Source organism: Agrobacterium leguminum (genome assembly GCF_015704895.1).
GTDB classification, from domain to species: Bacteria; Pseudomonadota; Alphaproteobacteria; order Rhizobiales; family Rhizobiaceae; genus Agrobacterium; species Agrobacterium leguminum.
Genome location: NZ_JADQWB010000003.1, coordinates 213,677 through 227,347, shown reverse-complemented (window position 1 = coordinate 227,347; position 13,671 = coordinate 213,677). Strand labels below are relative to the sequence as shown.

11 protein-coding genes are annotated in these 13,671 nt (G+C 60.2%); 5 read left to right on the top strand and 6 right to left on the bottom strand.

The window, feature by feature from the left end; translation table 11 throughout:
- The first annotated feature begins 122 nt into the window (after positions 1-122).
- A complete protein-coding gene (gene acs, locus I3J13_RS06745; protein WP_080852976.1) occupies positions 123-2,075 on the top strand; it encodes an acetate--CoA ligase in 1,953 nt (650 codons plus the stop codon).
- Between the two features lie 107 nt (positions 2,076-2,182).
- Here acs and I3J13_RS06740 read toward each other — a convergent pair whose 3' ends face one another.
- From I3J13_RS06740 to I3J13_RS06715, 6 genes are all read right to left on the bottom strand, one after another.
- Complete coding sequence (locus tag I3J13_RS06740) at positions 2,183-3,190, bottom strand: TRAP transporter substrate-binding protein (RefSeq protein WP_059759801.1); 1,008 nt, start codon at positions 3,188-3,190, stop codon at positions 2,183-2,185.
- Between the two features lie 39 nt (positions 3,191-3,229).
- On the bottom strand, positions 3,230-4,507 hold the full coding sequence (locus tag I3J13_RS06735) for a TRAP transporter large permease (RefSeq protein ID WP_035265222.1): 1,278 nt from the start codon (positions 4,505-4,507) through the stop codon (positions 3,230-3,232).
- 4 nt (positions 4,508-4,511) lie between these two features.
- The gene (locus tag I3J13_RS06730; protein WP_196378344.1) at positions 4,512-5,042 is read right to left on the bottom strand and encodes a TRAP transporter small permease; all 531 of its coding nucleotides are present in this window, start codon (positions 5,040-5,042) and stop codon (positions 4,512-4,514) included.
- 21 nt (positions 5,043-5,063) lie between these two features.
- The gene (locus I3J13_RS06725) at positions 5,064-6,224 is read right to left on the bottom strand and encodes a fumarylacetoacetate hydrolase family protein (protein ID WP_196378343.1); all 1,161 of its coding nucleotides are present in this window, start codon (positions 6,222-6,224) and stop codon (positions 5,064-5,066) included.
- Between the two features lie 201 nt (positions 6,225-6,425).
- Entirely contained in the window at positions 6,426-7,142 is a 717-nt protein-coding gene (locus I3J13_RS06720) for a FadR/GntR family transcriptional regulator (protein ID WP_003520305.1), read from the bottom strand.
- Positions 7,143-7,259: 117 nt separating this feature from the next.
- A complete protein-coding gene (locus tag I3J13_RS06715; RefSeq protein WP_196378342.1) occupies positions 7,260-8,705 on the bottom strand; it encodes an FAD-binding oxidoreductase in 1,446 nt (481 codons plus the stop codon).
- A gap of 198 nt (positions 8,706-8,903) precedes the next feature.
- On the opposite strand from I3J13_RS06715, the gene denD reads away from it, so the two are divergent.
- From denD to I3J13_RS06695, 4 genes are all read left to right on the top strand, one after another.
- Positions 8,904-9,890 (top strand): D-erythronate dehydrogenase, encoded by a 987-nt coding sequence (gene denD, locus I3J13_RS06710; RefSeq protein WP_196378341.1) that lies wholly within the window; start codon positions 8,904-8,906, stop codon positions 9,888-9,890.
- The gene (locus I3J13_RS06705; RefSeq protein WP_196378340.1) at positions 9,887-10,789 is read left to right on the top strand and encodes an NAD(P)-dependent oxidoreductase; all 903 of its coding nucleotides are present in this window, start codon (positions 9,887-9,889) and stop codon (positions 10,787-10,789) included. The genes denD and I3J13_RS06705 overlap by 4 nt, the downstream gene beginning before the upstream one ends.
- Before the next feature lie 9 nt (positions 10,790-10,798).
- Complete coding sequence (locus I3J13_RS06700) at positions 10,799-12,583, top strand: IlvD/Edd family dehydratase (protein ID WP_196378339.1); 1,785 nt, start codon at positions 10,799-10,801, stop codon at positions 12,581-12,583.
- Between the two features lie 112 nt (positions 12,584-12,695).
- Positions 12,696-13,670, top strand: coding sequence for a threonine ammonia-lyase (locus I3J13_RS06695; protein WP_059759808.1), 975 nt, complete (start codon positions 12,696-12,698; stop codon positions 13,668-13,670).
- The last annotated feature ends 1 nt before the right edge of the window (position 13,671 follow it).

Here is a 13,671-nt window from a genome sequence, read left to right as displayed (position 1 = left end):
TTTGCGAAACAAATGACCTTTGTCTAATTGCCGTGCGGATTTGAACTGCTATGAATTCAACACATGCCTGAGGTGGGAGTCTCGGGCCACGTTAAAAGCCATATCGGTTCCAGGAGGAGTTCATGTCTGCCAAAATCTACCCGGTTCTCAAATCGGCGAAGGCCCGCACGCTCATCGACAATGAGCGTTACCAGAAATGGTATCAGGAGAGCGTCGAGGATCCGGAAAAGTTCTGGGACAAGCACGGCCGGCGGATCGACTGGTTCAAGCCCTATACCAAGGTCAAGAACACGTCCTTCAAGGGCAGGGTGCCGATCAAGTGGTTCGAGGACGGCCTGACGAACGTTTCCTATAACTGTATCGACCGGCACCTGAAGACGCATGGCGAGCGCACGGCGATCATCTGGGAAGGCGACAATCCCTATATCGACAAGAAGATCACCTATAACCAGCTCTATGACTATGTCTGCCGTCTGGCGAATGTGCTGAAGAAGCACGGTGTCAAGAAGGGCGACCGCGTCACCATCTATATGCCGATGATACCCGAAGCGGCTTACGCGATGCTCGCCTGCGCCCGCATCGGCGCCATCCATTCCGTCGTGTTTGGCGGGTTCTCGCCGGAAGCGCTGGCGGGCCGCATCGTCGATTGCCAGTCCACCTTCGTCATCACCTGCGATGAGGGCGTGCGCGGCGGCAAGCCGATCCCGCTCAAGGAAAATACCGACAAGGCGATCGATATCGCCGCCAAACAATATGTCATCGTCAACAAGGTTCTGGTGGTGCGCCGCACCGGCGGCAAGACCGGCTGGGCGCCCGGCCGCGATATCTGGTACCATCAGGAAATCGCCACCGTGAAGCCGGATTGCCCGCCGGTGAAGATGCGTGCGGAAGACCCGCTATTCATCCTCTATACGTCCGGCTCCACCGGCAAGCCGAAGGGCGTGTTGCACACGACGGGCGGCTACCTCGTCTATACGTCGATGACGCATGAATATGTCTTCGACTACAAGGATGGTGAGGTTTTCTGGTGTACGGCCGATGTCGGCTGGGTCACCGGCCATTCCTATATCGTCTACGGGCCGCTTGCGAACTGCGCGACGACGCTGATGTTCGAAGGTGTTCCCAATTTCCCGGATCAGGGCCGCTTCTGGGAAGTCATCGACAAGCACAAGGTCAATATCTTCTACACCGCGCCGACGGCGCTCAGATCGCTGATGGGGGCGGGCGACCAGTTCGTCCAGCGCTCCTCGCGCGAGAGCCTGCGGCTTCTCGGGACGGTCGGCGAGCCGATCAATCCGGAAGCCTGGGAGTGGTATTACCATGTGGTCGGCGAGGACAAGAGCCCGATCGTCGACACCTGGTGGCAGACGGAAACCGGCGGCATTCTCATTTCGCCGCTGCCGGGCGCGACCGATCTGAAACCCGGTTCGGCCACAAGGCCGTTCTTCGGCGTGCAGCCGCAGCTCGTCGATGCCGAAGGCAATGTGCTGGAAGGACCCGCTGACGGCAATCTCTGCATCATCGATAGCTGGCCGGGCCAGTCGCGCTCCGTCTATGGCGATCATCAGCGCTTCGTCGATACGTATTTCTCGACCTACAAGGGCAAGTACTTCACCGGCGACGGTTGCCGGCGTGACGAGGACGGCTATTACTGGATCACCGGCCGCGTCGATGACGTACTGAACGTTTCCGGTCACCGCCTTGGCACGGCCGAGGTGGAGTCGGCGCTGGTGTCGCACCACCTCGTTTCGGAAGCGGCCGTGGTGGGTTACCCGCATGCCATCAAGGGACAGGGCATTTATTGTTATGTCACGCTAATGGCGGGCCAGAATGGTGACTATGCGCTGCGTGAGGAGCTGGTGAAGCACGTGCGCAACGAGATCGGACCGGTTGCGACACCTGACAAGATCCAGTTCGCGCCGGGCCTGCCCAAGACCCGCTCCGGCAAGATCATGCGGCGCATCCTGCGCAAGATCGCCGAGGACGACTTTGGTGCGCTGGGGGATACGTCGACGCTCGCCGATCCGGCGGTGGTCGAAGATCTCATCGCCAACCGGCAGAACCGCACGGCGTGATCTTTTGGAAAGGCCGCTTCGGCAGCCTTTTTTCTGTCGGCTATTTTCACAAACAAAAACACCCGGAGGCGGAACCTCCGGGTGTTTTTAATTGTATCCGGTAAGGATTACTGGCCGCGGATCTTCTTCAGGTCCGCCAGAACGGCGTCGACGACGTCTGCGCCGATTTCAGCCTTGTGCTTTTCGTAGACGACCATCGACTTTTCGCGGATACGGGTCTGCTCTTCTGCAGACAGCGTGTTCACTTCGAGGCCGGCAGCCTTGATCTTCTCCAGCGACTTCTGGTTCAGTTCGCGGATGACCTTGCGCTCTTCGTCGCGGCCGACGACTGCGCATTCACGCAGGGCGGTCTGCTCTTCGGGCGTGTAGCTGTCGAAGATCGGCTTGGAGAAGAGGAAGAGGAACGGCGTATAGGCGTGGTTCGTCTCGGTGATGTATTTCTGCACCTCGTAGAACTTCGAGGTGTCGATCGTAACATAGGGGTTTTCCTGCGCGTCGATCGCGTTGGTTTCCAGCGCCGAGAAGACTTCGCCGAAGGCCATCGGCGTTGCATTGGCGCCGAGGTTCTGGAAGGTGTCGAGGAAGATGTTGTTCTGCATCACGCGGACCTTAAGGCCCGAGAAGTCTTCCCACTTGTTCACGGCATGCTTGGAGTTCGACAGGTTGCGGAAGCCGTTTTCCCAGTAGGCCAGGTTTACGAGGCCCTGTTCTTCCAGCTTCTTGTTCATCATGTCGCCGAAGGCGCCGTCCATGACGGCATCGGCTTCCTTGGCGTTGGCGAAGAGGAACGGCAGGTCGAAGACGCCGAGCGACGGGATGAGACCGACGAGCGGCGACGAGGACGTCACGACCGCTTCCTGAACGCCGGAGCGCAGGGCCTGTGTCGCCTGAAGGTCACCGCCGAGAGCGCCGCCCCAGAATGCCGTCAGCTTCAGCTTGCCGCCGGACTTGTCGTCAAGGCAGGCCTGCATGGCCTTGATGCCGTTGCCGACCGGATGATCCTGGTTGATGCCGTTCGAAACGCGGATATTGCGGCTGTTGAATTCGGCCATTGCCGGAGCGGCGGCGCCAACGGCGAAAGCGATGGCCGTGGTGGTCAGAAGAAGCTTTCTCATAATATCCTCCCTTGGATTGTTTGCGAGAAGCAGGTTGAATTAACGAAGATACTGCAGCGGTACGAGGACGATGTCTGGGAAAATCACCAGCAGCGCCAGTACGATGGTTTCAGCAACGAGGAACGGCCAGACGCCGACCGTGACCTTGCCGAGCGGGATGCGGCCGACGCCGCTGACGACGTTCAGCACCACGCCAACCGGAGGAGTAATCAGGCCGATGGCGTTGTTGATGATGAAGAGAACGCCGAAGTAGACCGGGTCGATGCCCGCCTGTTTGACGATAGGCATCAGAACAGGCGTCAGGATCAGGATGGTCGGCGTCAGGTCGAGTGCGGTTCCGACAATGAAGACCAGCACCATCATTGCGGCCATCAGAAGCATCGGGCGGTCGATCAGCGGCTCGATATAACCTGCGACTTCATTCGGAATGTTCGCTGCCGTGATGAGCCATGCGGAGACGAGTGCTGCGCAAACCAGGAACATGATGATGGACGTGCTCTTGGCGGCGCGCAGAAGCACGTGGAACAGATCGGCCGGTTTCAGTTCGCGGTAGATCACCATACCGACGAAAAGCGCGTAAACAGCCGCAACCACGGCAGCTTCTGTCGGCGTCATGATGCCTGCCTTGATGCCGCCGAGAATGATGACCGGCATGCCGAGCGCCCAGCCGGCGCGTGCGGTTGCTGTCAGGCGTTCCTTGGCGGAGGTTTTCGGCAGCGGCTTGACGTTATCCTTACGGACCACGATCAGCCAGGCGATGATGAGCGATGCACCCATCAGAATGCCGGGAACGATACCCGCAAGGAAAAGCTGGGTGATCGAGACGTTGGCGGCAACACCGAAAACGATGAAGGCCATGGATGGCGGGATGACCGGGGCGATGATGCCGCCTGCGGCGATGAGGCCGCCGGAGCGCGGAATATTGTAGCCGGCCTTCGCCATCATCGGGATGAGGATTGCGGCAAGGGCTGCGGTATCGGCTGCGGCCGAACCGGAAATGCTGGCCATGATGATGGCTGCAACGATGGCCACGATGCCGAGACCGCCACGGATATGACCGACGAGTGCGATTGCAAAGTCGATGATGCGGCGGGACAGACCACCGGAATTCATCAGTTCGCCGGCCAGAATGAAGAAGGGGATGGCAAGCAGCGTGAAGGTGTCCGCGCCCGAAATCATGTTCTGGGCGATAATCGCGGTGTTGAACATGCCCATGTACCACATGAGCACGACGCCGCAGAACATCAGCGAGAACGCGACGGGAACGCCAATCGCCATGGCCCCCAGCAGAGAGCCGACAAAAACGAGAAGTGTCATGGTATCAGCGCTCCGAAAGCTGTTCGATCGTCAGATTCTCGCCCGCGAACTGGGCGATTTCGTCTTCTGTCACGCCGCCCGTCAAGTAACGGTACAGGCGTTCCAGTGCGATGATGAACATCAGGCCGCCGGTGAACATGCCGACGCCATAGACCCAGATCATCGAAAGCTTGGTGACGGGCGCATGCATGCTGGCGTTGATGCCGGACTGCTTCCAGGTGCCCCAGAAGAAGATGGCGGAACAGGCCAGAATGATGATGTTCGACACGATCATGCAGACGATGCGGGCGCGACGGGACAGAAACATCACGAGCGTTTCGATGCCCATGTGGCTGTTCTCACGGAAGGTCAACACGGCGCCGATGAAGGTCAGCCACACGAAGAAATAACGCGACAGTTCTTCCGAGATGTTGATGCCGGAGTTCATCGTATAACGCATGACGACGTTGACGAAGACCATGATCGACATGCCGGCGAGCAGCAGGACGAGAATGATTTCGAGAATCCGGTAAAAGAGATTGATGGTCTTTTGCATTTTCCCCTCCCGAAGAAATATCTAGAGCAGCCCTCGTTTCGCCAGGTTGCGCATGAGGGCCGCGGTGCCGAATGTCCATTCCGGGCATTCGTCGGTCGTGGTGACCCAGTTGATCAGCTTACCGAGCTTGGGCGTGGAGATTTCGACACGGTCACCCTTTGAATGGGTGAAACCGAGGCCTGGGCCATGGCGATCCTTCACCGGCGCGAACATCGTGCCAAGGAAAAAGACGGCGCCATCAGGATATTGGTGGTTACGGTTCAAGAGCTGCGAAGCGAGGTTTTCCGGCGTGCGGCTGATCGCTTCCATGGGGCTGACGCCCGTCATGGTGAAACCGTCTTCGCCTTCGACCAGAAGCGATATCTGCGACTTCTTCACATCTTCAATGGTGAAATTGCCGTCAAACAGGCGGATGAAAGGGCCGATGGCGCAGGAAGCGTTGTTGTCCTTCGCCTTGCTGAGCAGCAGGGCAGAGCGGCCTTCAAAGTCGCGCAGGTTGACGTCGTTGCCGAGTGTTGCGCCAACGATGCGGCCGTCGGAAGCGATGGCAAGCACCACTTCCGGTTCCGGGTTGTTCCATTGCGATTTCGGGTGAACGCCGATCAGCGCGCCGCAGCCGACGGAAGCCATGGCCTGCGCCTTGGAGAATATCTCCGCATCCGGGCCGATGCCCACTTCCAGATATTGTGACCAGAGGCCCATTTCCTGGAGCAGTTTCTTCACTTCGGCCGCTTTTTCGGAGCCGGCCTCAAGTCCCTTGAGATTGTCGCCGAGAACCGGCGCCAGCCGTCCGCGAATTTCTTGCGCACGCAGCGGGTCGCCCTTGGCCTGCTCTTCGATCACGCGTTCCAGCATGCTGTCGGCGAAGGTGACGCCGGCGGCCTTGACGGCCTGAATGTCGTTGGGGGCAAGGAGCTCGCCGGCGGAACCGTCCAGAAAAGCTTCCAGTGCGCCGAGTGCGACGAAAGTGCCAGTGTCGGCGAGCCGCTCCAGCAGATCGGTCTTCTCCAGAAGTTCGGACATGGTAGGGGAAATCGAAGTGAGGTCATAAAGTACGCCGCCCTTCAGCAGGACGGGGCAGGGGCCGCCTTCGCTTTTCGACCAGACGCGGCCGACGAGCAGCGCGTTTTCGAAATCTTCAGGCAAAATTGCGGTAGCGTCGATGGACCTTGTACCGGTCATGTAGTCCTCCCCTTCAGCACCCGACAGGCCGCCTCCTGCGGTCTTATTGTCTGGATGTCTGACAACCTAATCCCATTCTTCTTAGTATGACTTTTGTTACGAGTCTAGCGGCCTTGCCGACAAAATTATCGTGTTTCGCGTCTCAATTCCCGGAAAGCCGTAAACCTGTCCTATAGCTTTGCCGGCGTGCTCATTTGCTGCTCAGAAGATATCCAGTTCGAGATTGACCCGGCTGGCTGCGCCGATCAGATGCTTGCGCATGGCGTTCTTGGCGGCAGTGGCATCGGCCTTCTCGACGGCTTCGTAGATTGCCACATGTTCGGCGATCGTCACCTCGAGAATTTCACCAAAAACCGCGCGGGAGAAAGCGATGTTGATGGCGGAGCTGATGCGTTCTGCGATGAAGCCGAGGAACATCAGGAAATATTCGTTCTCAGTCGCTTCCGCCAGAATGCGGTGGAAGTCGAGATCGGCGGCAACGCCTTCCGTCGACCAGTCATCGGCGGTTTTCATCTTTTCCAAAGCTGCCGCCAGCCGCGTCAGCTGCTGCGGGCTGCGGTGCAATGCGGCCAGCCCCGCCGCCTCTATTTCCAGCGGCATGCGAAGCTGAAAAAGATCGCGGAAATTTTCCGGGTCGTTCAGCCGCGACCGCTCGATGCGGATGGATAGTCGTTGCCGGGGATCGGTGACGAATGCGCCGACACCCTGTCGGGTTTCGACAAAACCCTCGTTGCGCAATTGTGCGATCGCTTCGCGGATGACCGAACGGCTGACGCCGAAGGTTTTTGCCAGAACATGTTCGGTCGGCAGCCTGTCACCCGGTCCGAGCTTCGAATCATTGATTTCGCGCGCAATCTCCGCGGCGATACGGCCGGGCAGATGGTCGTTGCGATGTATCTGATTGAACTCCAGCGTCATGGTTGCTCCCGTTCCACAGAAACGATTGGTTCGTTTTCCCGCGGCAGGCGACTTCCTCCTTCGCCATCAGCGGGGTTTTCAAAGGCGGCGTTTTCAGCCGCCTTTGCCGTTCCTCGATTAGCTATCCGGTTGCAGGGTTATCTGGCAACCGGGATTCATCCGCAAATCAGGGTCGAAGGTGTTTTTCAGGCCGGTGATCATCCGGCGCTGCACGTCGGATAGCCGGCTCTCGAAATCGGAGCGTTTCAGACGACCGATGCCGTGCTCGGCGCTGATGCTGCCGACGTAGCGGTCGAGGACCTCATTAACGAGTGTCTTGGACTTGTAGATGAGGGCCTCGCGCTCTTCCGGCGTCGAACCGTTCGGCGGCAGCACGTTGAGGTGGACGTTGCCGTCTCCAACGTGGCCATAGGAAACCGCGAGGCACTCCGGCAGTTTTTCTGCCAGTTCCGCCTCGGCTTCGGCCACGAAGGCCGCGAGTTTCGACAAAGGTACGGAAATGTCGGTACGCATATGCGCGCCGCGCAGCGCCTGGCCTTCGTTCATGCCCTCACGGAAGAGCCATAGCGATTGCGCCTGCGCGCGCGAGGAGGCGATGACGCCATCCAGCACCAGACCGTCTTCCATGACGCCCTCGAGGAAGCGTCCCATCAGGTCGGCGGTATCCACCAGGCCCGAGCCGGAAATTTCCATCAGCACATAGGCCGGATAATCGCCGGCGATCGGCATCTTGAGATCGGGGATAGCTTCAATCGCCAGTGTGAAGGCGACAGGCGGCATGAATTCGAAGGCGGACATCAGGTCGCAGCATTCGCGGCGTGCGCGGCGGTAAAGCTTGATGGCGTCATCAAGCGAATTGAGGCCGAGCAGCGCCGTCTCGACATGTTCGGGATTGGGGTAAAGCTTGACGGCAACGGCGGTTATGATGCCGAGCGTTCCTTCCGCGCCGATGAAGAGCTGCTTCAGATCGATGCCGCGATTATCCTTGCGCAGCGTCGACAGCCCGTTCCAGATGGTGCCATCAGGCAGGACCACTTCCAGACCCAGCACCAGTTCGCGGGTCATGCCGTAGCGCAGGACATTGATGCCGCCGGCATTGGTGGAGACGTTGCCGCCGATGCGGCAGCTGCCCTGTGCGCCGAGCGACAGAGGGAAAAACATGCCCTTGTCCTGAACCGCATCCTTGAATTCCGAGAGAATGCAGCCGGCTTCCACGACGGCGGAAAAATCGTCGCTATCGATGGTGCGGATGGCGTTCATGCGCTCGAGGCTCAATACGACCTGATGCTTGGGGGCATCGGGAATGCCACCGAGCACCAGTCCGGTGTTGCCGCCCTGGGGGATGATGGCGAGGCCGAGTTCCGCGCAGGCGCGAACCGTGTCGGAGACTTCCTTGGTCGACCGGGGGCGGATGACGGCCACGGCCGAGCTGGTGACGTCGCCGTGCCAGTCGCGGCAATAGCGCAGCATGTCTTCCTGCGATGTCAGCAGCAAAGCCTCGCCGAGCCTGTTCTTCAACGAGAACCGCAATTCCTCGATATCGGTTTCGCTCACGATCGTCATTCCACCCTCTCCGTCCAATCCGCCCTAAATTTCCGGACAGGGCTCTTTCGCCCTTGCTTTTGCCGGTTTGTGAAAAAATACTATTTTCAATCCGATCATATAAGGTTATCAGACAACCTTACAAGCTAATTTATCGGCGACTGGCCGATGATGTTTTTTCGGTCCCGGGAGAATGGCCGGGACAAAGAGGAGGAAGACATGCATATCGCAATCATCGGCGCCGCAGGCATGGTTGGCCGCAAGCTGACGCAGCGTCTCGTCAAGGATGGATCGCTGGGCGGCAAGCCGATCGACAAGTTCACGCTTATCGACGTGTTCCAGCCCGAAGCGCCCTCCGGTTTTTCCGGTACAGTCGATGCGCGTGCCGCCGATCTCTCCGCGCCGGGTGAGGCCGAAAAGCTGGTTGAAGCCCGTCCCGATGCCATTTTTCACCTCGCTGCCATCGTCTCCGGTGAAGCCGAACTCGATTTCGACAAGGGCTACCGCATCAATCTCGACGGTACGCGTTATCTCTTCGATGCCATCCGCATTGCCAATGGCAAGGATGGTTACAAGCCGCGCGTGGTCTTCACCTCGTCCATCGCCGTTTTCGGTGCGCCGCTTCCCTATCCGATCCCGGACGAGTTCCACACCACGCCGCTGACCAGCTATGGTACGCAGAAGGCGATCTGCGAATTGCTGCTGTCCGACTACAGCCGTCGCGGTTTCTTTGACGGCATCGGCATTCGCCTGCCGACCATCTGCATTCGTCCCGGCAAGCCGAATGCGGCCGCCTCCGGCTTCTTCTCCAATATCCTACGCGAGCCGCTGGTCGGCCAGGAAGCGGTTCTGCCGGTGCCGGAAAGCATTCGCCACTGGCACGCTTCGCCACGTTCCGCCGTCGGCTTCCTTATCCATGGCGCAACGATTGACGTCGATAAGGTCGGCCCGCGCCGCAACCTGTCGATGCCAGGCCTCAGCGCCACCGTCGGCGAGCAGATCGAAGCGCTGCGCAAGGTCGCTGGCGAAAAGGCCGTTGCCCTTATTCGCCGCGAGCCGAACGAGATGATCATGCGCATGTGCGAAGGCTGGGCCCCCGGTTTCGAAGCCAAGCGTGCCCGCGAACTCGGCTTTACGGCTGAAAGCTCGTTCGAAGAGATCATTCAGGTTCATATCGAGGACGAACTGGGAGGTTCACTGAAATGAGTGTCGACGGGGAGGAGAAGAAGCGGTCCGTTGCCTTTATCGGCACGGGCCTGATGGGCGGGCCGATGGCCCGGCGCCTGCTGGGCGCCGGCTTTTCGGTCACCGTCTGGAACCGCAGCGTCGATAAGGCCGAGGCACTGGTTGCCGATGGCGCGGTCGTCGCGGCATCGCCGGCGGAGGCCGCCAAAGGCGCCGATATCGTCATCACCATGCTGAGCGACGGCAAGGCTGTTGGCGAAGTACTGTTCGAGGCGGGTGTGGCCGAAGCGCTGAAAAAGGGTGCTGTTGTCATCGACAGCAGTTCGATTGCGCCGCCAATTGCGCGCGAACATTCCTCCCGGCTAGCGGCGATGGGCATTCAGCATGTCGATGCGCCGGTTTCCGGCGGTGTGCCGGGCGCGACCGCAGGTACGCTTGCGATCATGGCGGGTGGCGATGAGGCGCTGATTGCGGGCCTTGCGGATGTTTTCGCGCCGATGGGCCGGCTCACCTATGTCGGTCCCTCGGGTGCTGGCCAGCTCTGCAAGCTCGCCAACCAGCAGATCGTCGCCATCACCATCGGCGCGGTTGCCGAGGCGATGATGCTGGTGGAAGCGGGCGGCGCATCGCGTGAAGGGTTCCGCAACGCCATTCGCGGCGGTTTTGCCGAAAGCCGGATACTGGAACTGCATGGCGACCGCATGGTGAAGCGCAATTTCGTACCTGGCGGTCCCTCCAAGTTCCAGCTCAAGGATCTGAACGGCGTACTGGCGACAGCGAAGGATCTGTCTCTCAACCTGCCGCTTACCCAGCAGGTGACGCGGGAATTTGACGATTTCGTTGGTGATGGCGGTGCCGATATCGACCATAGCGGCATCCTGCTTTACCTCGAAAAACTGAACAACCGGGAACAGGGCTGAGGCAGGTTCATGAGCGACGAGAAGACACCGATGCGCCGCCTGCGGTCGCAGGACTGGTTCGACAATCCCGACCATCTCGACATGACGGCGCTCTATCTGGAGCGCTTCATGAATTACGGCGTGACGCCGGAAGAGCTGCGTTCCGGCAAGCCGGTCATCGGCATCGCCCAGAGCGGCAGCGACCTGACGCCCTGTAACCGCGTCCATGTGGAACTGGTCAAGCGGGTGCGGGACGGCATCCGCGATGCGGGCGGCATTCCCATCGAGTTTCCGACCCATCCAATGTTCGAAAACTGCAAGCGCCCGACGGCGGCGCTGGACCGTAATCTCGCCTATCTCAGCCTTGTGGAAGTGCTTTACGGTTATCCGCTCGACGGTGTCGTTCTGACCACGGGCTGCGACAAGACCACGCCTTCGGCACTGATGGCGGCAAGCACGGTGGATATTCCGGCCATCGTCTTGTCCGGCGGGCCAATGCTCGACGGCTACCATGATGGCGATCTGGTTGGTTCCGGCACGGTCATCTGGCGCATGCGCCGCAAATACGGCGCTGGCGAAATCACCCGTGAGGAATTCTTGCAGGCGGCGCTGGAATCTGCGCCCTCCGTTGGCCATTGCAACACCATGGGCACCGCGTCCACCATGAATGCCATGGCGGAGGCGCTCGGCATGTCGCTCACCGGCTGCGGCGCGATCCCTGCCGCTTACCGTGAACGCGGCCAGATGGCCTATCGCACCGGTCGCCGTGCCGTCGAGCTGGTTGTCGAGAACATCAAGCCTTCGGACATCATGACGCGCGAGGCATTTCTGAACGCGATCCGCGTCAATTCGGCAATCGGCGGTTCCACCAACGCCCAGCCGCATCTGGCAGCGATGGCCAAACATGCGGGTGTGGAGCTTCGCGAGGAGGACTGGCAGGTCCACGGTTACGACATTCCGCTTATCGCCAATGTCCAGCCAGCCGGCAAATGGCTGGGTGAGAAATATCACCGCGCCGGCGGCACGCCCGCCATCATGTGGGAGCTTCTGAAGGCGGGCAAGCTCGACGGAAGCTGTCCGACCGTGACTGGCAAAACCATGGCGGAAAATCTGGAAGGGCGGGAATCGACCGACCGCGACGTGATCCTGCCTTATGACAGGCCGCTGAAGGAACGGGCCGGTTTCCTCGTTCTCAAGGGCAATCTGTTCGATTTCGCCATCATGAAGACGAGCGTGATCTCGGCGGAATTCCGCCAGCGTTATCTGAGCGAGCCGGGCCGCGAGGGCATTTTCGAGGGCAAATGCGTGGTGTTCGATGGTTCGGAAGACTATCACGCCCGCATCAACGACCCGTCCCTCGATATTGATGAGCGCACCATTCTCGTTATTCGCGGTGCTGGGCCGCTCGGCTGGCCGGGTTCGGCAGAGGTCGTCAACATGCAGCCACCGGATGCGCTGTTGAAAAAGGGTATCACCAGCCTGCCGACGATCGGCGACGGCCGGCAGTCGGGAACGGCAGACAGCCCCTCCATCCTCAACGCCTCGCCGGAAAGTGCGGCCGGCGGTGGGCTGGCATGGCTCCGTACGGGGGATGTGATCCGCATCGATTTCAATGAGGGCGAGTGCAATGCGCTGGTGCCGGATGAGGAGCTTGCCGCCCGCAAGGCCGATGGCATTCCAGCTGTTCCCGCGGATGCGACGCCATGGCAACGCATCTACCGCCAGTCGGTGACCCAGCTTTCGGATGGCGCGGTTCTGGAAGGGGCCGCGGATTTCCGCCGGATTGCCGAGAAGATGCCCCGGCACAATCATTGATCGCATAGGACAAAATCCCCGGCCACGTCCGGGGATTTTTCTTTTCCGGGCGGTTTCGCAATTGATTGCGACCTCTTAATGTACCCGCAAATCCGCATCACAGGGGCAGGACATGACAGATATTTCGATGATAGAGGCCGCGCGTGGGCGCATCGGCAACCATGCGGTTCGCACACCGCTTCTCTCATCACCTTTTCTGGATGAGATTGCCGGGCGGAAGCTGTTCGTAAAGGCCGAATGCCTGCAGAGAACGGGTTCCTTCAAGTTTCGCGGCGGCTGGTCGGCTGTCTCCGGCCTTCCGGCGGAGGTGCGCGCCAAGGGCGTGATCGCCTTTTCCTCCGGCAACCATGCGCAGGGCGTGGCGCTTGCCGCCCGGCTGCACAATGTTCCCGCCGTCATCATCATGCCGTCGGATGCGCCGAAGATCAAAATTGACAATACCCGGGCCTTTGGCGCGGAGGTGGTGCTCTATGACCGTGCTAACGAAGATCGCGACGCCATCGGAGATCGCATTTCTCGCGAGCGTGGGCTGACGCTGATCAGGCCCTATGACGAACCGCTGGTCATTGCCGGGCAGGGGACAGTGGGGCTGGAGATTGCCGAACAGGGCGCGGAGTTGGGCATCGGTGCGGCCGAGGTTCTGGTGCCCTGCGGTGGCGGCGGCCTCACCTCCGGCATCTCCCTGGCACTCGCAGCAAAAGCGCCGAACTACAAGGTCAGGACGTCGGAACCGGAGCGGTTCGACGATGTGGCGCGCTCCCTCGCTGCGGGTAAGATCGAGCGTAACGCCACGACCTCGGGCTCGATTTGCGACGCGATCGTCACGCCGCAGCCCGGCAACATTACTTTCCCCATCATGGCCGGGCTCTGCGGAAAAGGCATTGCCGTGACCGAGGAGGAAGCGCTGCGTGCTATGGTTCTCGCGTTTAACCGGCTGAAGATCGTTGTCGAACCCGGTGGCGCGGTGGCGCTGGCGGCGGCCCTCTTCCACGGCGATGAACTGGAAAGCGAAACGGTGATCGCGGTCGCTTCCGGCGGCAATGTCGATCTGGAGATCATGGCCGGCGCGCTCTCTCGTTTCGGTTGAG